Origin of the sequence: Microbulbifer sp. GL-2 (assembly GCF_007183175.1) — a bacterium.
Taxonomy (GTDB): Bacteria; Pseudomonadota; Gammaproteobacteria; order Pseudomonadales; family Cellvibrionaceae; genus Microbulbifer.
On record NZ_AP019807.1, the window covers coordinates 1,233,637 to 1,253,099 of the forward strand.

The following is a 19,463-nucleotide window of genomic DNA, read 5'->3' on the forward strand; positions in this document are numbered from 1 at the left end:
CATCTCCCCGGGCTCTGCCGCTCCGGGTCGGTTCGGTCCGAGTGTTACCCTTCCCCTTCCGGGGCTTCGCTGTCACTGCCTGTGAGATCTACAACGCGATCAGCTACCGGCGTTGTTGTTTCGTATAGCCACCAGCGATAGCCGCTATAAGTAGCGACCAACAGGCCCAAGGCAACACTCATAATGACCCACAGCGGTACATACTGGATCAAGCGCGACTTGCGCTCGACACAGCCTTGCCAGCGGGGGGACAAATCCCGATCCATAGCCGGCTTGTGCTGTTCAATTGTGCGGTACAGCTCATCCCGTATCTGTTCAATCTGCTCGTGGCCGCGCTGTACCAGCCGGTACTTACCCTGGAAACCGAGGCTCAGGCACAGATAGAAAAGTTCCAGCAGCTCCAAGTGAGAGGCCGGAGTTTCAAGCATGCGCTGCAGGATGGCGAAGCACTTCTCTCCACCGAAGGTTTCCTTGTGAAACAGGCTCAGCAGCGAGTGCTGGCTCCAGCCACTGGCGGTTCCCCAGGGGGTAGTGAGCACCACTTCATCCACCACAGTACACAACAGATAGCGCGCAGTGAGAACCGACTCCGGAGTTAAAGCCAACTGTTTAGCCTCACGCTCAAATGCCTGAATCTCTTTGGTCAGGCGCTTGTGCAAATCCGGCACATTAGAGTGGTTCATGGTGGTACGCAGCTTGATAATCACGCCCAGCAACTTGGAGGCGGCGGAAACCAGTGGGTTCAGGCTGTTGCGAATCTGCATATCCACACTGCCGCCAGGACTGGCAAAAAACGGCTGCTGCGCGGCTGCTGCCGGCTGAGCCGGTGCTGCCGCACCCGGTGTGGGAATCATTACTGTCCTGTCACCCGCGTTAGGCGCCGAAGGTGGCGAAAAGCTGTCATTGCTCATATCAGTTATTCCTTATCGCCCAGAGCTCCATAGTCAGCCCTGGGAATTCCGCTCCGAGGTGCACGGCGAAACCGCCAGAGCGCACCATCGCTTGCCACAGTTCACCGCTGCGCTCCAACTCGAAATAGGTAAACCCCGCATGATAGGGGATCTGTCGCGGCGCCACCGGTAAGGGGCGCATTTTCAAGCCGGGCAGCTGTGCGGAAATCAACTCGCGGATGGCCTCCACCGGTGCCACCTTGGACTGAGTGGGGAAACGGCTGCGCAGTAGATCACCTGGCATATCGGCTTTAGCGGCCATCACAAAGCTGGCACTCTTGAGCAGCGAAGGGTCGGTCACTGGTGCCACATAAATACCAAACTTTCTCTGCACCAATTCCATAGGAATTGCGGTCTGTTCCAATACTGTGGAGAGAGACTGGCGCAATGCGGAAAACAGCCCGGAAAAGCTTAGCTGCAGGTTTTCGTGGGCGTAACCGGGAATATCCGGCGGTCGCTTGGTCGAGGAAGTGAAGGTAGACAGCTCACCGGCTAACTGCAGTAACTCTACAAACAAGCTGTGCGGGTGCAGGCGCGGCTGTGAAGTAATCTGCTTCAATAATGGCTCGAAGCGGTTGATCACCTGCAACAACAGGTAATCCGCAATCTCCGCAGAACCACTTCTGCCGCTGTCGCTGAGGCGGTGCCCCAGCGCCGAACCACGGTGGTCGAGCAGGCCCTTAACCTCCTCGATATAGGCCTTGATCACCGCCGAGGTCTCGGTATTCAAAAGCGGCGGGATATAGTCGGTATCCAGCTCGACTGGTTTTTCCGGCTGGCGCTCACGTATACGGGCAATACCGATGGCAGCGTAACCGCTCAGGTCATCACTCTCCAGTTTAAGGCAAACACGCAGCTTGCCCACCTGGATACGGGCGGACTCACCGGAGGCAGCGGCACTGTTGCGCGCATCGAAATTGGCCGTCTGGAAACGCGCCTGGGGGAAGTCCTCCTGGTCGCGGATAGACTCCTGGCTACCCGGGCGCTTCATCGGCACACACAGGAAAACTACTTCATCGCGAGCATTGACCGGTACATCCAGGACATCTGGTAAGTGCTCGTTTTCCGGCGCCAGAATGGGAGTACCATCGGGAAATATAGCGCGCACACGGGAAACCGAAATTTTCCCCATGGAAAGGGGCTCGCTGTCGATTCCCAGCTCAACCACACCCCAGGTATATGGACCCAATGAGGCAGTACGCGCCTCAATCAGTTGTTCGAGATAGCGATCCTGCTGTTGAAAGTGCTGCGGGCGCAAAAACATGCCCTCGCTCCAGATCACCTTGTTATTTGCCGACATAAGTCTTCCTTGTAAGGCCCGCCTCAGTTGATGCAGGACTTAAATAAAAGGGGGCTGATCAAAACGGCTGTCACCGCTCTATTTAGATTTTTCCATTTCCTGCAGGCGTTTCTGCATCGCCTCATAATCTTCGCTGGAGATAGTTACCGTATCACCCGGACGCTGCCCAGTATCCTGGCGAGACAGCGGGGAAACTATTCCGCGGCGACGCTTGGCAATATCATCAGGCGTGCCAATACGGGTATCGGCCAGGGCTACCCGAAACTCATTTTTCTTGTGATCGGTAATTGGCAATACCAGCAGGGCATCGGCTTGCTGGTACTGCACAAATTCAGCCAGAAGCCCGATATATTTCACATCCGGGGTTAATTGCAGTGCTTCCACACGCTGCTCACCTGGGGCAAATTCTTTCAGGATGATGGTATCCAGCAGATCTTTGCCCAGGCGCGACTGAGCATTTTCATACAGGTTGAGGAAGTCCTCGCGGGCAAACTGACGGTCATCGGCCAGCATAAATACTCTCACTACCACCGGTGAAGCACGCCCATCGTCATCGGGGTTGACGTCCTCACGGATATTGACCGACAACTCCACACTGGTATCCAGGTTCAGGGTGCGCCTGGTGGTCTGGCAGGCCGCAAGGGTCACCACCAGTATCCCCAACAAGGTGATATGTAATAGTTTTTTTATCGACACGACCAATTCCCTCTTTTCGATCAATTAATTTTTCAACTGTCTGGCATTTTTCAGCTCAGACAACTGGTTTTCGTAAGTCACCGCAAATTCGTCACCAAACAGTTTGCGGTAACAAGCATCGGGGTCGCCCACCAGATCGCGATACATCGCACTGAAGCCTTCCCATTTTCTTGCATTTTTATTGCCGAACACCCCTGACGTGTTGCCCAGGCGACGCTCGATATTATCTGGACTGAAATACTTCAGCATCGCACTGTAACCCGCACGCATACCGGCGAGCACCGCCACCTGATGATCCGAAAGGTCATCAAAGCTATCTCGCACCGCCTCTTTCGGCTGCATAAATGCACCGTTGCCGGCAAACATTGCTTCCAGGGCATCGCGCTCGGTGGCGCTGAACTTGAGTGGATTATTGGCTTCGGTCTGAATCATGGTGCGCTGCACACGCAACTCATTTTTGATGCTGGTGCGCGCACGCAGAAGATCAATCAGGCGTGCAACGGTCTCGCGTACGATTTCGGCAGCTTGCTGATCCGCAAGTTGCCGCTGGGCCGGGTTGATATTCAGGCCCAGCGTCGAAGCCAGCACTCCCGCACCTAGCGCGGGCGGCGGCTGCACCGGTTGGGGTGGGGACTCAGGTATCTGTGGCTGAGGTTGCACCTTAGGTTGTGGCTGTTGCAATTGAGAAAAGCTCTGCCCCTGTGCAGCAAAGTCTGCCGGACCACTGGCCAGCCCTTGAGCAGAATCAAAGCCCGGTGCACCCTCAACCTGCTGCCCCTGCATCGCCGCAAAGGAGTCGGCGAACGGGTTGTCCTGCGGTGCTTGAGGGGCCACCTGTGGCTGGCTCTGCACTGGTGGAACCTGGGGCGGAGGCGGTGCGACCTGCACTTGTGGAGGAACCACTGATGGTTGTTGCGGCGTCAACTGTGGCTGTACAGGTGGGGCCTGGAATTGCTGCGGGGGCGGAGCTATTTGTTGTGGCTGTACAGGAGGCGGCTCTGGTGGCTGTACGGGTGGTTGTGGCTCAGGGGCGATATGTACTGCGTGACGATCCGCTGGTACATGATCCTGGGCGCTACCTTCTTTCCACCATTCGTCGTCAGACCACTGCCCCGAATTGCTCTGGCTGGCAGGGGCTCCTGTGAGCGAGCCCAGTCCAGGTGCCTCGGCGCCAGTAAAAGTTTGCGGTTGATCAAAAGCGGAAAGCGGGTCCAGGGGGCCCGATTCTGCACCGAGCAGGTTATCTCCGGAGGGGGTACCCTGATTACTCGATGCAACATAGCCCCACTCCCCAGATTGGGAAATATCGCTATTCCCCCCCGCACCAGGTTCCAGCCAATTATCCAGCTGCTTGGCCTCAGCCTGGCTCTGCATCTTTGCCATGGCGCTGGCATTAAAAGTGGTGCGATCCGAAGTATCGAGAAAATCCGCACTATCCAGGCCCTTGGGCAGGTTACTTTCTGCCTGTGGCTGACGCAGTGTCACCTTGAGACGATACTCCCCTACATTGACGATATCCCCCTCTTTCAAGGCTATTTTATTGCCCTTGCCCAGGGGGGTGTCGCCATCGTTATGGAAAGTGCCATTTGTGCTGGTATCCGTCAGGAAAAACTGGTTTTCACTGAAAGAGATCTGCGCATGCCTGGAAGAAACAACCCGGTCGGGATCGGGCAGTACCCAATTATTATCTGCTGAACGGCCCAAACTGCCGCCCTCTTTCGTGAACAGTTTGGTGTGCTTGAGCATATTGGCCCCCGCAGGGTCGGCCAATACCGAGAGAATTAGGTCCATGTCTTCCTGACTCACACTGTTAATATACTTCGCGATAGTGGGGGGCGGCGCCAGCTGGCCGCTTTACTTCGCGAAATGGTCGGGGAAAATCTGCCAGTCATATCATTAGACCCGGATTGCTGATAGCACCCCGGGTTACTGTTTTCAGTCCCAGGGGCCTTTTAAAGCACCACCGGAGAGAGAGGTTAAACGGGGCAGAATGATCTGGTCCCGCCCCTGCACGGAACGCATGGTATTGAGCCCCGCCTGCATGAATTTCGACGCGCCACGATCAGTGAGCAGCGCTTCGGCACAAGGGGTTACCCACTGCCCCTGAGGCAGTTTGCGCAAGTGCAATGGCAAGCTTTCAAAAGTAACTGATGACGGCACACCAAGCTGTCCACTTGCGGAGAAACCCTGACAAATAGCCAGGGCAAGCAGGTAAGCGCTGTTGCCCCACAGGTAATACTGATGGCCCTGCTCGGGGGTCAGCTCTTCAAAGTTGAAGTGCTCGGTAGTGGAGGTCTCACTACCGAAAGGCAAACGCAGCATAAATCGTGGAGCTGCCAGAGCTACATAATCGCTCGCGGAGTATTCCCGCACCGCCTGCCAACTCTCGGCAAAGCGCTCGCTCATTGGAAAGTACCAATCATCTGGGTCAACAGAGCCAGCCAGGTTTGGACAACCAGCCAACTTGCTATCACCGCCTAATAACAGCGCACTGCCAGCCGCTTCGGCAATAGTAGAAAGGTCTATCAGTAGATGTAAATCACGCTCTTCATCGGTGATATAAAAGTCGCCAAGCACCAAGTTGTACGGGCGATTTCCGGATGCTGTTTCCCGCTCCACCAGCAATTTGAATACCTGCGAATTTTCCAGGTCGCTTTCCGCATTGGCAAAATCAGCGAGCAATTCTTCCTTGCTGATATCTATGAGGTGTAATTGTAAGTTGGGGTGCTCTTCGAAGCGTCGAAGCAAAAACTGCAAGCTGAGCCAGCTTGCCTCAAGTTGGCGGAAATCACTGTGATGCATCAATTTGCGCATTACATCTGAAGTGGCTTCAGTGAGGGCATCCAGGTATTCGCCCTGGCGCGGGTCAGCGCTCTTCTGAACATAGGGCGCGACGATGTCCTTGATCAGCTGGTCTACCTCAATTGCACTACCGCTCTCCCTTGCATGACGCTCACGGCCTGCCGCAAGAATCTCATCGAGAAAAGATTGCTCGGTGGAAAAGGATGTGCTCTCAGCGGAGGACTCGCGCAACTCGGGCTTCCACTGCTGGATTTCTTCAGCGGCCTGTTGAAACTGTTGCGGATCGCGTAGGCGCTGCTCAAGCTCGATAAATTTATCAAAAAGCGGCAGGCGGCTGTATAAATAGTCCGGGTGCAAGTCATCAAAACAGGGAAGAAATAGAGGTTTGTCCATCACCGGCAACTGCAGGCTCACCCCCAGGTCGGCAAAAACCCCTTCGAAGGTGTCACGATTTAACAAGTAAACCCTGCGCTGGGCGATAGTATCCGGCTCACACTGGCGACGACTGGCCCGCCCACTAAAATCGCCGAGAATAGCGACCTTCAGGTTATCAGTGCCCAAATCCATATTTCTTCCTTTTTTATCGTCGCCGAGAATTTGAAATCCCGTCGCTATGGTGGCTCTACTCACTATCAATACTCCATGGCAGCAAAAACTACGCAGGGAGTTTCTCTACTTCCCTGTATTCATCATGCGTTTTTATTTATTTTGTTTCTACAGCTTCTTCTTCGATTTTTTTTGTCTTTCTAGGACGACCGCGCCTTAATGGACGAACTCGTTGATTCGCGATTTGTTCAATTTTCTCTTTAAATGCATCGCCGCCCAATACATGACCCAATTTAATGGTTTCAGCAATGTAATCGAGTAGGCGTCGATCAAAGCTGTAACGGAAAAGTTTGCGGTACGCTTGGGCACGCTCCACAGAATTTTCTCCCAAGGCAGTATATAAATGGTGATCCTTGATCAAATAGTCATGCTTAACGTTTACATGATGATTAAAACTCGACCATTGGTAGTTACCCAAAGAGTCCGCCAAACCCAGATACAAGGGGCGTAACTCGACGTACCTGTAACAAGTCAGCAGGTAGGCATCAGAGTCAATCAGGCTGGATTTGTAACGCCCTCTCCACAGGGTGCCGGAACGTTTGTAACGGTGATTGACAAACTGGACATAGCGACGCCCGAGAGATTGCATCATCGAGGATATCCCATCGGGAATCCGTGGCGTTGCAATAATCTGGATCATATTGGGCAGTAAAACATAAGCGTGAACATCCACGCTGTACTGGTCAGCAGCATTACGCAAACTAATCAAATAATATTGATAATCCTCCTCATCAAAGAAACAAGGCAGGTTATTGTGACCGACCTGCACTATATGCTGGGGAATATTTATCAGGTTGAGCCTAGGCAAACGGGGCATTTTGCCAGCGAATCCTTATTAAACAGGCGCAGTGCCTTTTCTATTGATGAATAAAGGTTTTATTATCGCAAACTAGGGAAAAAAATTTCAAACTTAGTCTGTGGCCAAGTTAACATAAGAACTGGTTATTCGGTTGTAATAATGTTACGCCGCATTTTATTGCTATTTAATAAAGGGGAGTTGCACCAGACATGGATCAGATAAGTCTGGCGGTCAACGGGCGCACTGACATCGGTCAAGTTCGCGAGGAGAATGAGGATAGCATCCGCTGGCATGCCTGCGCGGATAAACCCTTCGCCTACATGGTTGTAGCCGATGGTATGGGAGGCTATACAGGTGGCGCTACAGCAAGCAAAATCGCGGCTGAGACCATCCAATCCCACCTCGACAGCCTGCTACAACACACCTTTATTTCCTGCACTCCCGAGCAGCAACAACTGATTTTACGCGCAACGCTGATCGATGCCATCAACAGTGCCAACAACGCTCTGCTGAACACCAAAAATACGAACCCTCAATTTTCCAAAATGGGAACAACAATCGTGGTCGCAGTTATGTGGCACGACTTCCTGATCGTTGCCCATATCGGCGATTCCAGGGCCTATTTATGGAACAACTACGGGTTACAGCGTCTTACACGGGATCACAGTGTTGTACAGGAAATGGTTGATAGTGGTCAGATGACTCCGGAACAGGCCAAACAGTCCAATGTGCGCAATCATATTACTCGCGCCCTTGGAGTCTCGAGCAGCGTGGAAGCGGAAATTAACAGTTGGAAGCTGACTCAAAACGCCCTGCTACTTGTCTGCAGCGACGGCCTCACTGAATACCTGGATGACCACGCAATCGAGCGGGTCCTGGCTACCCATCGCCCCGCACTGGAGTGTGTTTATCGCTTTATTGACGATGCTAACAGGCTTGGGGGACGAGATAACATCAGTGCAGGTATTCTCGAGTACTCCTCGCAGCCTATGCCACAAATGCTTGCACAAGAGCAGAATGTGACTCAGAGGCCCCAGTCACCCGATGTGACTATTCGAAAATCGCAACGATAAACCTGTTTGCCGGAAGCTGAAGCATGACACCGGAACGTCTCACCCAGCTAGTACCCAATCTACTCAAGATTCTCAGCCCACCCTCTGTTACTTTTCCACAGGGGAGTCCGGCTGCTGCCTGCCAGTGGTTGACGGGTATCCATAACCTGCCCGCACCAACCGATTCTGCCGATCACACCCACCCGCTGTGGCCGCAGGCCCCGGGGGTTTCTGTCAATACCTACACTGTCGCCTCTGCACCGGTGGGACAGTTACTGCCCGGTATTGGTGACGGCCCGACAAGCTTGATTAATATTCCTGGGGTCAACCCCCTCGATATCTGTATTCCCTCGATACAGCGCAGCCACCGGATTGAGGGCTGGATCAATGGAGCAAACGGCGAGCTGGCCTTTGAGCAAACCGACCTGACACTACCAGGCCCACTACCCTTCCACTGGAAACGCTATTACCGCTCCTCTATCACCGAGGACTGCGGTATCGGCACTGGCTGGCGCCACTCGTTAAGTGAGCAATTGTCAGTGCAGGACAACACTGTCGAACTGTACACCGCCGAGGGGCGAAGAGTTCACTTCCAGTTGCCTGCAATCGGCCACGGCTGTTACAACCGCTTCGAGCGCCTGTTGCTGTTTCGCCAAAGCTTGCACAGCTATCGTCTCACGGCGTTTAACCAACCCCATAAAATCTTTCGTGCCGACGGGGTTAACAGTGCGCTGCCTCTTACCGAAATTCGCGACCAGTTCGGCAATGCCCTGACCATCGATTACAGCGAGGGGCTCCCGAGGAAAATCGTCACGTCCTGGGGCCGAGTAGTGGAGTTCCAGCTTCACGGTGGCCGCATCAGCAGATTGCTCAACAATCACGCTCCCGAAGAGCAGCGAAACCTGTGTGCCTATGATTTTCACGGGGGCCTACTCACTGATGTCTACCGGGGCTGCAAGAGAGAGCGCTACAACTACCACGACCTGTCTTTGACCGAAATACGCTGCAGTCAGTCAGGCAGCAGCCAGTTTGAATACGACCGCCAGGGTCGTTGCCACAAAATAAGGCGCGAGGAAACGGAAACCCTGCTCAGCTGGCAGCACACCCACAGCTCCTGCCTTGTGGAAACTATCGACAGGGACCCACTACAGCTGCGCTTTAACCGATTTGGCCAGTTAGTCAGCGAGGAACAGGGCCTGCGCCGAAACAGCTGGCTCTACGATACCTACGGCAACCTCTGCCAGCACATAGGTGCCGGTGGTCAGCGTACTTTCTACCGCTACGACGAGCTAGGGCGCATCCGGCGCAGCACCCGTGCAGGAGTCAGTAGCCGCTATCAATACGATCAAAACGGATTCCCTGAAGGCATATTACTCAATGGGGACCAGGTATGGCGGTACCGCTTTAGTGACAAAGGCCGGCCACTGGCAATCGTAGATCCCGAGCAACAGGAGTGGAATTTCCTCTACAGCGATCGCGGCCAGTTGACAAAAATCACCGACCCGGAGGGCGGCAGGGTGGAATTCGCCTGGGACGGGCAAGGCCAACTACAAACAGCGCGCTGCGGGGAGAAAGTCTGGGGATTTGAGTACGACCACTGGCAACGGATGAGCGCAATGGTGGTCAATGAAGAGACCTGGCGCGAGTGGCGCTATGGGCCTAAAGGGGAACTGCGCGAATCCCGCATCGGCCTACATCAATACGGCCTGGACTACTCGGAACGCGGACTGCCCTACGCCATTCATGCTGGCAACAGTCAGAGCCTGCATTGCGAGTACGATAGTACCGGCAATATATGCCAGATCCAGTTTGCCGATGGCAATAGTTGGGAACTGCACTGCAATGCTCACAGACAGCTAACCCAACTGGATACACCCAACGGACACTACCGCTGGCACTACGATCCTATAGGCCAGTTGGTTTCGCACCATACGCCGGATAAACGTCACTTGCGCTGGCACTACAATACCGACGGCACCCTTAGCGAGTACTGCGATAACGATTGTCGCTGGTACTTTCACTACAGTGAAAATGGCGCTATCGCCGGAATCCGCAACAACAACGGCCAGAATAACGAATTTCATTACGACGCACGCCAGCGCTTGATACAAGCCAACAATTTGCACTCCTCGGTGCGCTTCAAATACGATCAGCGCAATCGGGTGATTGCCGAGAATCACGACAGCAGCGATGTTCGCGATTTCAGCCTCAGATATCAGTATGACTCTCGCGGCTGGCTAAAAAGCGCCAGCTCTGACGATCTCGACTTATCCTATACTCTTGCACCCTGCGGCTCTCTATACGGCATTGACGCCAATGGAGAGCCAATCCTGCGCACCGAAGTAGAGGGACAGAACCACGTACATGTCCAGGGGGATGTTCGCAGTACCTATAAATTTGAGTCGGGGCGGCTCTCTGCTCTGGAAAGCGGCCTGGCACTCACCTGGCAGTTCGACCGGCAAGCTCCACTACAGCTCACTACCCCTATGCGCCCTGCCGGATTTGCCCAGGCACAGATCGAGCGCGACAAACGCGGTAACGTTACAAGCGAACGGGAGATTCCCGGACGTAAGGACTACCAGTACCAATACGATGGTTGGGGGCTGATGAGCACTGCGGAGTGCGGCGAGTTCAAAACCTATTTCCGTTACGATCCTTTTGGGCGCCGTCTGAGCATGACCTGTACCCACCGTAAATCGACACGCCAACGACGTGTAACCACGAGTTGGAGCGGTCTCGGTATCTGGGCAGAGGCACATCAGATCGATGGTAAATCCCGCGGCATCGGCCACTGGATACAACACCCCTTGAACCACTCCATACTCTGTCACTGGAGTTCCGGCAACAGTGAACACTACCTGACCAGTGCGGAAGGCAAACCCCTTGCCATCTTTGATACACAAGGTGCCATACAGTGGTCTCGGGGCAGCGAGACCGGAACCACTGCTGACAGTGGTTTTGGCCAGGAGCCCAGCCCCTGGCGGGGCTCCAACCTGATTGCAGATATCGAAACCGGCCTTTGGTACCACACTTCGGGTTACTGGAACCCGGCGCTGCAGATTTGGCTGAACGGGACACGGGTTTTTGCCCACACGCCCCCCTGCCCAAGCTCTGACATGAGGCGCCTTCATGGCCCTGCCCTCTACAATCTAGTGACTACATTCGTACGGCGGGAATATGCAAGATTGTCCGGACTTTGAAATCGGCGGTACTGCGGTGGCTCGGGGGGAATCCCAACAAATCAACCTGCCGGTGGTGAGCCTTTATACCAACACTGAAATGGCTATCCCCGTATACGTACAACGCGGCAAACGGGATGGCCCCACAATTTTTGTCTGCGCGGCGGTACATGGGGATGAACTGAATGGCATTGAGGTGATCAGCCGCCTGATCCAGAGTCGCAGTCTCAAGTCACTGCGCGGCACACTTGTTGCCGTACCCATGGTCAATGTCTACGGGGTACTACAACACACTCGTTACCTGCCCGACCGGCGCGACCTCAACCGATCCTTCCCCGGTTCAGGCAAGGGCTCCCTGGCCGCACGTATGGCTCATGTTTTCCTGCGGGAAATCGTAGCCAAGTGCGATTACGGTATCGACCTTCACACCGGCGCAGCACATCGCAGCAACTTACCCCAGGTGCGCGCTAACCTGGACGACGCAACTACCCGCGCCATGGCCAGGGCTTTCGGCGTACCGGTATTACTCAATGCCTCAATCCGCGACGGCTCGTTACGCCAGGCCGCTGCCGACCTGGGGGTGAGAATCCTGCTGTATGAGGCCGGCGAGGCACTGAGATTTGACGAGCTGTGTATACGTGCGGGGATTAAGGGCGTAATCAATGTAATGCGCTACCTGGAAATGCTGCCAAAAAGCCGGCGCGCTAACCCGATAGAGCCGTTTATTGCTCGTAGCAGCGGCTGGCTGCGGGCCGGCGATAGCGGTATCGCAAACCATATCAAGGCACTGGGGGATCAAGTATTTGAAGGCGAACTGCTCGCCACCATCGCCGATCCCTTTGGCATGGAGTTGGATCAGGTACGTTGCAATGGTGAGGGGATCATTATTGGCAAGCAAAATATCCCCTTGGTACAAGAGGGCGAGGCGATGTATCACATCGCCTATTTCCGAGAGCCCCAAGGAGTAGCAGAAAATCTTGAATTGCTGCAGGACAGCTTGTTGCCTGATGAAAACTTCTAGCTGGCTACTGTTGCTGTAATAGCTCAAGCACCTCTTTGCTCGGGAAGCCTTTGACTTCAACGCCGGCACGCTTTTCAAATGCTCGTACTGCCTTGCGTGTGCCAGGCCCGGCCTTGCCATCGACTTCACCGGTGTAAAAACCCTTCTGCTTTAGCAGCTTCTGCAATTCCTCTACCTGGCCACTGTCCAGAGGAGTAAAAGGCCGTTTCCAGTCGTTCACTAATGGTGCTGCGCCGCCGATGCGATCCGCCAACAGCCCAATCGCGGTCGCATAGCGATCTGAGTTGTTGTAGCGCTTTAAGACGAAGAAGTTTTTGAACACCAGGAAAGCCGGGCCGTTGCGCCCATCTGGAAGCTTCAGCTCCGCCACGGCTTTCTTACTGGGAAACGGCTCGCCGTTGGCGCGTTTGACCCCAAGCTTCTCCCACTCCGCTACTGTCAGCTTGCCCCCTGGCATTTTGCGTGCGGGAATTGTGACCTCATAGCCCCAGGGCTTACCACGCTGCCAACCATTGCTTGACAGCAAGTTGGCCGCAGTGGCCAGAGCATCAGGGATGGAATTCCATATATCGCGCTTGCCATCCCCATCGATATCCACCGCATAAGCCTGATAACTTGTGGGGATGAATTGGGTGTGGCCCATGGCCCCGGCCCAAGAACCGAGCAGGTGCTGCCCTTCAACGTCTCCGGCCTGTAGTATCTTCAGAGCCGCAAGGAGCTGCTGGCGCCCGAACTTCCTGCGCTGTGGGTCGGCATAGGCCAGGGTGGCCAGGGAGCGGACCACGCTACGCATCACCTTTTCATTACCGAGAATGCCACCAAAGCTCGACTCCACCGACCAGATTGCCAGAAGGATATTGGGGTCCACCCCAAAGCGCTTCTGGATTTTGTCCAGCCAGGGCTTCATCTTCTCTTTTTCCTGCTTTCCCCGCTCGATAGCGCGCTTCTGTACCCGATTGTCGAAGTACTGCCAAACTGGCGCCTTAAATTCTGGTTGGTAGTTAGCGCGGTCCAGCACCCATTGATCGGGGGAGTTAATACCCTTGAATGCCTGGTCATAAACCTGGGGGGAGATACCGCTTTTGATCGCAGTTTTACGGAAGTCCTGGACCCACTTCTCGAATGCCGGGTCCGGCTTGTCAGCGGCCTGGGCCCCCAATGAAAAAAACGTCAGGCAAAGGAGGAGAAAATAGGGTAATACGGAGAACCTGTGCAATCTGGGCATGAGAGTACCTTTGACACAACTTTTTGCTCGCACAAGGTTAGGACGAGCCTCTCTTTTCCGAAAGGCGGATTTCTCAAATTATGCTATCCGCCTGACCAGTCACTAATGATGACAGCCGAGCCTGGGGGAAGTTCTGCTTATCACACAGCCCTGTGAACAGGGCCGCAAAAATCACGGAATTACGTAAAAGAGAACGGCAAAGAAGTGCAAGATGCCACCGGCCAGCACAAATAGGTGCCAGATAGCGTGATGGAAGCGCAGGCTGCGCCATAGGTAGAAAGCGATGCCACCTGTATAACAGAGTCCCCCCAGCACCAGTAGCCACAGGCCACCGGTCTCAAGGCTATTCGCCAGCGGCTTGATCGCCGCGATTACCACCCAACCCATTAGCGCACTGAGAGTAATCGACAAGGCGCGGATTTTTTTCAGCGGCGTGAACTGGATAATCAGTCCCAGTAAGGCCAGCCCCCAGATAACCCCGAACAGCCACCATCCCCAGGGCCCGCGCAGGGTTACCAGGGTGAAAGGTGTGTAAGTTCCGGCTATCAGTAAGAAAATTGAAGAGTGGTCCAAGGTACGCAGTATTGCCTTGGCGCCGATATGGCTGACCGAGTGATACAGGGTAGAGGCGAGGAAACACAGGATCAGTGTTGACGCGTAAACGCTTGAACTGACGATATGCCAGGCATCGCCACGCAAAGCGGCAAAACCGCAGAGAACGCCCAGGCCAGCGATGGCTAGAAGGGCTCCGACACCATGAGTGACGCTATTGGCAATTTCTTCTGCGAAGCTATAGCGGCTGGCAACGGAAACGGTTGAAGTCATAGATTGGCCCGGTTGAATTCTGGTCCCGAGCGCTCTGAAAGCACCCGACCAATAACTTGAATCAGGTCTAATGATCAGAGGCCTCACCTAAAATAGCAAGGCCAGGATCAGACCGGCTATTCACAACCGGGTCAGCAAGACTTATTCGCTGGCGTTTTGGATTCCCATTTCACAAAGAGCGGAAGAAGCGCGAACAATAGTCTCATTCCTGTCTGGACCGGTAGAAACAATGTCTACCGGCGCTCCCACCAGCTCCTCAATACGAGCGATATAGGCCTTGGCATTAGCCGGCAGATCCGCCTCACGACGCACACCGAAAGTATTCTCGGTCCAACCTGGCATACTCTCGTAAACCGGTTCCACACCCTCCCAGCCAGCGGCATCAAAAGGCACTGGCATCTCTTCGCCAGCGTTGTTGCGGTAACCCACACAGACCTTCACTTCCTCTAGACCGTCAAGCACATCGAGCTTGGTCAGGCACAGGCCGGAAATGCTGTTGATACGGATCGCATGGCGCACTGCCACTGCATCGAACCAGCCGGTGCGGCGTTCACGCCCGGTAGTTGCACCAAACTCTTTACCCTTCACACCCAGGTGACTGCCAACTTCACAGTCCAGCTCGGTCGGGAAAGGGCCACTACCCACACGGGTGGTGTAGGCCTTGGTGATACCCAACACATAGTCCAGATACAGGGGGCCAAAACCGGAGCCTGTGGCTGTACCGCCGGCCGTGGTGTTGGAGGAGGTTACAAACGGATAGGTGCCGTGGTCGATATCCAGCAGGGATCCCTGGGCACCCTCAAACAGAATATGCTCACCTTGCTCACGAGCGTCGTGCAGATCACTGGCTACATCAGTGATCATCGGCACCAACTGCTCGCGCCAGACTTTCGCCAACTCCAGGGTGTCCTCGTAACTGACCGACTCCACCTTGTAGTACTGGGTCAGGGCAAAATTGTGATAATCAATCAGCTCCTTGAGCTGGTTGCAGAAATTGTCCCAATTACACAGATCCCCGAGGCGCAAACCGCGACGGGCAACCTTGTCTTCATAGGCCGGGCCAATTCCGCGTTTAGTGGTTCCAATCGCATTATCACCGCGGGCCTTTTCACGAGCTTCATCAAGCGCCACATGTACTGGCAGAATCAGCGGGCAGGCCGGTGACAGGCGCAAACGATCCCTGACTGGAACACCCTTCTCTTCCAGGTCCTTCATCTCCTCGAGGAGTGCTTCGGGGGATAGCACCACGCCGTTGCCAATCAGGCAGGTTACGCTGGGGCGCAGGATACCCGAGGGGATCAGGTGCAATACAGTTTTTTCACCATCGATGACCAGGGTGTGGCCGGCGTTGTGTCCGCCTTGAAAGCGCACCACCAGGGAGACCTGCTCTGTCAGCAAATCGACAATCTTGCCCTTGCCCTCATCACCCCACTGGGTTCCCAGCACTACTACGTTCTTGCCCATCTGTAAAAATCTCTAACTCAGGTTTCTCTCTGCGGGAGTTTTAGGCCCCCGACATCAATGGATCTTGCGGCATACACCGCACCTATACCGGCACATCCACTGCGCCCACTATCAATCAGTCCCGCGATTTTACTACCCAGGAACCGCCCTCAAGTACCAGCTCGCGGTCGCAGCGCGAGTGAAGATCGCTATCCGCACCATCAGACAAGGTAGCGATTACCACCTCTCCACGCTTGCGCAGCTCATCAACTATGCGCCAAAGTTCGGCACCCTCCACACCACTGGATTCCGGAGCACGAATGGCCCCGGCGCTTGGCACGGCCCGATTACCCAGGGTATTCAGGGCCACCAGATCACTACTGAAGCCTGTAGCCGGGCGATCCCGCCCAAATACCGCACCAATACCGTTATAACGTCCGCCGTTGGCGAGAGCCTGGCCGTGACCAGGGGTGTAAGCAGCAAAAACCAGCCCTGTCTCGTAGTCGTATCCGCGCACTTCGCTCAAATCAAAAAATAGCTCCACTGCCGGGTAGCGCTCGCTCAGGGCTTCAGCCACCTGAAGCAAATCGGATAGTGCCGCCAGCAACGGCTCAGGTGCTCCACTGAGCAGCTCGCGAGCCCTTGCCAGACATTCCAGTCCACCGGCAAGACTCGGCAACGCCTGCAGCCAGGCGGCCACCTGCACATCTGCAACATTTGCGGCAACCCAGCTTCGCACATCGGCACTCGCCTTGTTTTGCAACAGGGCAGATAGTTCACCACGCTGGGCCTCGCTCAACCCCGCCGCTTCGGCAAGACTGCGGTAAATAGCCACATGACCGAGATCCATGTATATCTGCTCAATGCCGGCAACCTGCAGGCTCTCCAGCATCAGCGAGATTACTTCAATATCGCCGCTTAAACGGTCCTCGCCAAATAACTCAGCACCGACCTGGAGTGGAGCGCGCGAGCCCATAGCAGTGCGCGGCCGGGTATAGAGAACCTGGCCCGCGTAGCACAGCCGGTTGGCGCCAACGCGAGGGAAACTGTGTGCATCAATCCGCGCGGTTTGTGGAGTGATATCGGCGCGAATGCCGAGAGTACGGCCAGAGATCTGGTCGGTGACCTTAAAGGTACTCAGATCCACATCGCGCCCCATCCCAATCAACAGGGATTCGGTAAACTCCAGCATCGGCGGTATTACCAACTCGTACCCCCAGCAATGGTAGAGGTCCAGAAGTCGGCGGCGCAGGGTCTCAACCTGAACGGCATCCGCAGGCAAAATTTCAGCGATGCCATCCGGCAACATCCAGCGATCAGCTTGAGTCATGATGAAACAGGTTTATCAGGGTTAATGAGGTGCGCCAGCACCTTCCACAAAAAAACCGGGCGAGGCCCGGTTTGCGTGATTTTAGCACCAACTGCCGGCAGGAAGGTAGGGCTGTCGCAAGGACAGCCGCTGCCATTTGCCCGGCAGGTTGATTTATTGCCCTTTGGGGTCCTTCAGATAGCGGAAAAACTCACTATCTGGGTCCACCAGCAGCATATCGGACTTACTCTGGAAAGACTCTTTATAGGCCTGCAGGCTGCGGGTAAAGCTGTAGAACTCGGGATTCTTGTTATAGGCCGCGGCATAAATTCCGGCTGCCTCCGCATCCCCGGCACCACGCAGCTCTTCAGACTGGCGATAGGCCTCGGACTCGATCACTACCCTCTGGCGGTCTGCGTTAGCCTTGATACGCTCACTGGCCTCCTGACCCTTGGCGCGGTGATCCCGCGCTTCCAGTTCACGGCCGGCGCGCATACGCTGGAATACCGACTCAGAAACTTCCGGTGGCAGGTCGATACGCTTTACGCGCACGTCGATCACTTCCACACCCAGGTTCTTCTGTGCAATCTGGTTCAGGTTCTTGGTGATCTCTGACATCAGTTCATCGCGCTCACCACTGACCACTTCGTGTAGATCGCGCACACCAAACTGGTTACGCAGGCGGTCATTGATCTGCTCCGACAACAGACGAACTGCATTGCGCTCGTCACCACGTGTGGCAATGTAAAACTTGCTCACGTCGGAGATACGGTACTTGGCGTACGAATCCACCATCATGAACTTGTTTTCGCTGTTGAGCATACGCACCGGGCTGGAATCAACCGTTTGGATACGCGCGTCAAACTTGCGCAGTTTTTCTGCAAACGGAATCTTGAAGTAAAGCCCCGGCTCGTAATAAGTCCGAACCAGCTCACCAAATCGCAGCAGCACCGCTTTTTCGGTTTCCTTCACCACGAAGGCACTGGAGGAAATCACCAGAATGCCGACCAGTAGGACGGCAATAATTCCCAAAGTTTTGTTGTTCATTCCACCACCTCCTAGCGGACAGACTGGCTGCGACGGCCATTGGTAGCGTCCTGGCGCAGGCGCTCGACAATACGCTGGTAGACTTCCTCAATCACTATCGGTGAAGTGTCTTTGCGCTGTCCCGCCTGACTGGTGCTTTCCTGGGCCAATTTGTCCAATGGCAAATACATCATGTTATTGCCACCTTCGACATCCACCATCACTTTCGAGGTGCTGGACATCACTTCCTGAACCGCGTCCAGATAAAGGCGCTCACGCGTCACTTCCGGGGCGAGTTGGTATTCAGTCAGCAGCTTCTCGAAGCGCACCGCCTCACCGCGGGCACTCTCCACAACGCGAGCCTTATAACCCTCAGCCTCTTCGATAATCCGCTGGGCCTGACCGCGAGCCACCGGGATTACCTGGTTGGCATAGGCCTGAGCTTCATTCTGCAAACGAACCTCGTCCTCACGGGCCTTGGTTACGTCATCAAATGCGTCCTGAACTTCGCGAGGAGCCTTGGCGTCGGTCAAGTTGACCACATCGACAAGAATACCGGTCTGGTAGAGGTCCAGATATTCCTGCAGACGCTGCTGGGTATCTGTGGATACCTGGGTCCGGTTCTGAGAGATTACGCCGTTCAAGGTCAGGGAACCGACCACATGGCGCAGGGCACTGTCAGTCGCCTCCTGCAGACTTTTTACAGGGTCACGCACACGCAGTACATAGGACTCGGCATCACCAACCTGCCACTGTACGGTCAATACCACTTCAACGATATTGGCGTCTTCGGTCAGCATCTGGCCAGTAGTGCGCTCGGTACGTACCTCGGTCATATTGACCTTGGTAACACTATCGATCAGCGGTGGATTCCAGTGTAATCCGGCAGATTCTGTTGAGTGGTATTTGCCCAGGCGCAATACCACCGCCTGCTCGTTGGCATTGACCTGATAGATCCCCAGGCCCCCATAAATCAATACGGCGAGACCAATAAGCAGCATCCAGGGAAAATTACCCGTGCCTGTACTGGGACTACCCCCCCGAACAGGCCGCCCAACTTTTGTTGGACTTTACGAAATAACTCATCAAGGTCTGGCGGGCCATCGTTATTACGATTGCCACCGCCGCCACCGCCCCACGGGTCTTTGTCTTTGCCACCCGGCTCATTCCAGGCCATTTAACTTACTCCAACTCTGATCATTTAAGCTTTGTCTCCGGCGGATTCTAGCA

General features: G+C 54.9%; 14 protein-coding genes and 1 pseudogene. 3 read left to right on the forward strand and 12 right to left on the reverse strand.

Translation table 11 applies throughout. The features are described from left to right. Positions 1 to 44 precede the first annotated feature (44 nt). The 6 genes from icmH to GL2_RS05345 form a co-directional block, all read right to left on the reverse strand. The gene (icmH, locus tag GL2_RS05320) at positions 45 to 911 is read right to left on the reverse strand and encodes a type IVB secretion system protein IcmH/DotU (RefSeq protein WP_143729624.1); all 867 of its coding nucleotides are present in this window, start codon (positions 909 to 911) and stop codon (positions 45 to 47) included. A gap of 1 nt (position 912) precedes the next feature. Further along, positions 913 to 2,250, reverse strand: coding sequence for a type VI secretion system baseplate subunit TssK (gene tssK, locus GL2_RS05325; protein ID WP_143729625.1), 1,338 nt, complete (start codon positions 2,248 to 2,250; stop codon positions 913 to 915). A 78-nt stretch (positions 2,251 to 2,328) separates the two neighbouring features. After that, positions 2,329 to 2,946 (reverse strand): type VI secretion system lipoprotein TssJ, encoded by a 618-nt coding sequence (gene tssJ / locus GL2_RS05330; RefSeq protein ID WP_232053772.1) that lies wholly within the window; start codon positions 2,944 to 2,946, stop codon positions 2,329 to 2,331. A gap of 24 nt (positions 2,947 to 2,970) precedes the next feature. Then, complete coding sequence (gene tagH, locus GL2_RS05335; RefSeq protein ID WP_143729626.1) at positions 2,971 to 4,737, reverse strand: type VI secretion system-associated FHA domain protein TagH; 1,767 nt, start codon at positions 4,735 to 4,737, stop codon at positions 2,971 to 2,973. Positions 4,738 to 4,881: 144 nt separating this feature from the next. Continuing rightward, positions 4,882 to 6,378, reverse strand: a complete 1,497-nt coding sequence (locus GL2_RS05340; RefSeq protein WP_143729627.1) for a type VI secretion system contractile sheath domain-containing protein — start codon at positions 6,376 to 6,378, stop codon at positions 4,882 to 4,884. Positions 6,379 to 6,451: 73 nt separating this feature from the next. Next, positions 6,452 to 7,171 carry a transposase gene (locus GL2_RS05345; RefSeq protein WP_143729628.1) on the reverse strand — a complete coding sequence of 240 codons (720 nt, stop codon included), beginning with the start codon at positions 7,169 to 7,171 and terminating at the stop codon, positions 6,452 to 6,454. Between the two features lie 191 nt (positions 7,172 to 7,362). On the opposite strand from GL2_RS05345, the gene GL2_RS05350 reads away from it, so the two are divergent. Genes GL2_RS05350 through GL2_RS05360 form a run of 3 tightly spaced genes read left to right on the forward strand, consistent with a single transcriptional unit; the run spans position 7,363 to position 12,405 of the window. Beyond that, positions 7,363 to 8,226 carry a Stp1/IreP family PP2C-type Ser/Thr phosphatase gene (locus GL2_RS05350; protein WP_143729629.1) on the forward strand — a complete coding sequence of 288 codons (864 nt, stop codon included), beginning with the start codon at positions 7,363 to 7,365 and terminating at the stop codon, positions 8,224 to 8,226. Between the two features lie 23 nt (positions 8,227 to 8,249). Beyond that, positions 8,250 to 11,405, forward strand: a complete 3,156-nt coding sequence (locus GL2_RS05355; protein WP_143729630.1) for a DUF6531 domain-containing protein — start codon at positions 8,250 to 8,252, stop codon at positions 11,403 to 11,405. After that, positions 11,383 to 12,405, forward strand: coding sequence for a succinylglutamate desuccinylase/aspartoacylase family protein (locus GL2_RS05360; protein WP_143729631.1), 1,023 nt, complete (start codon positions 11,383 to 11,385; stop codon positions 12,403 to 12,405). The genes GL2_RS05355 and GL2_RS05360 overlap by 23 nt, the downstream gene beginning before the upstream one ends. A gap of 4 nt (positions 12,406 to 12,409) precedes the next feature. Here the strand turns inward: GL2_RS05360 and GL2_RS05365 are convergent, their stop codons facing one another. The 6 genes and pseudogenes from GL2_RS05365 to hflK all read right to left on the reverse strand — a co-directional run bounded on the left by GL2_RS05365 (position 12,410) and on the right by hflK (position 19,410). Beyond that, on the reverse strand, positions 12,410 to 13,630 hold the full coding sequence (locus GL2_RS05365; RefSeq protein ID WP_143729632.1) for a lytic murein transglycosylase: 1,221 nt from the start codon (positions 13,628 to 13,630) through the stop codon (positions 12,410 to 12,412). Positions 13,631 to 13,801: 171 nt separating this feature from the next. Then, positions 13,802 to 14,455, reverse strand: a complete 654-nt coding sequence (locus GL2_RS05370) for a hemolysin III family protein (RefSeq protein WP_143729633.1) — start codon at positions 14,453 to 14,455, stop codon at positions 13,802 to 13,804. A gap of 141 nt (positions 14,456 to 14,596) precedes the next feature. After that, positions 14,597 to 15,919 carry an adenylosuccinate synthase gene (locus GL2_RS05375; RefSeq protein ID WP_143729634.1) on the reverse strand — a complete coding sequence of 441 codons (1,323 nt, stop codon included), beginning with the start codon at positions 15,917 to 15,919 and terminating at the stop codon, positions 14,597 to 14,599. 115 nt (positions 15,920 to 16,034) lie between these two features. Then, positions 16,035 to 17,228 (reverse strand): ATP phosphoribosyltransferase regulatory subunit, encoded by a 1,194-nt coding sequence (locus GL2_RS05380; RefSeq protein ID WP_143729635.1) that lies wholly within the window; start codon positions 17,226 to 17,228, stop codon positions 16,035 to 16,037. A gap of 153 nt (positions 17,229 to 17,381) precedes the next feature. After that, on the reverse strand, positions 17,382 to 18,254 hold the full coding sequence (gene hflC / locus GL2_RS05385; protein ID WP_143729636.1) for a protease modulator HflC: 873 nt from the start codon (positions 18,252 to 18,254) through the stop codon (positions 17,382 to 17,384). A gap of 11 nt (positions 18,255 to 18,265) precedes the next feature. Beyond that, a pseudogene (gene hflK / locus GL2_RS05390) lies at positions 18,266 to 19,410 on the reverse strand (FtsH protease activity modulator HflK). Positions 19,411 to 19,463: the final 53 nt, after the last annotated feature.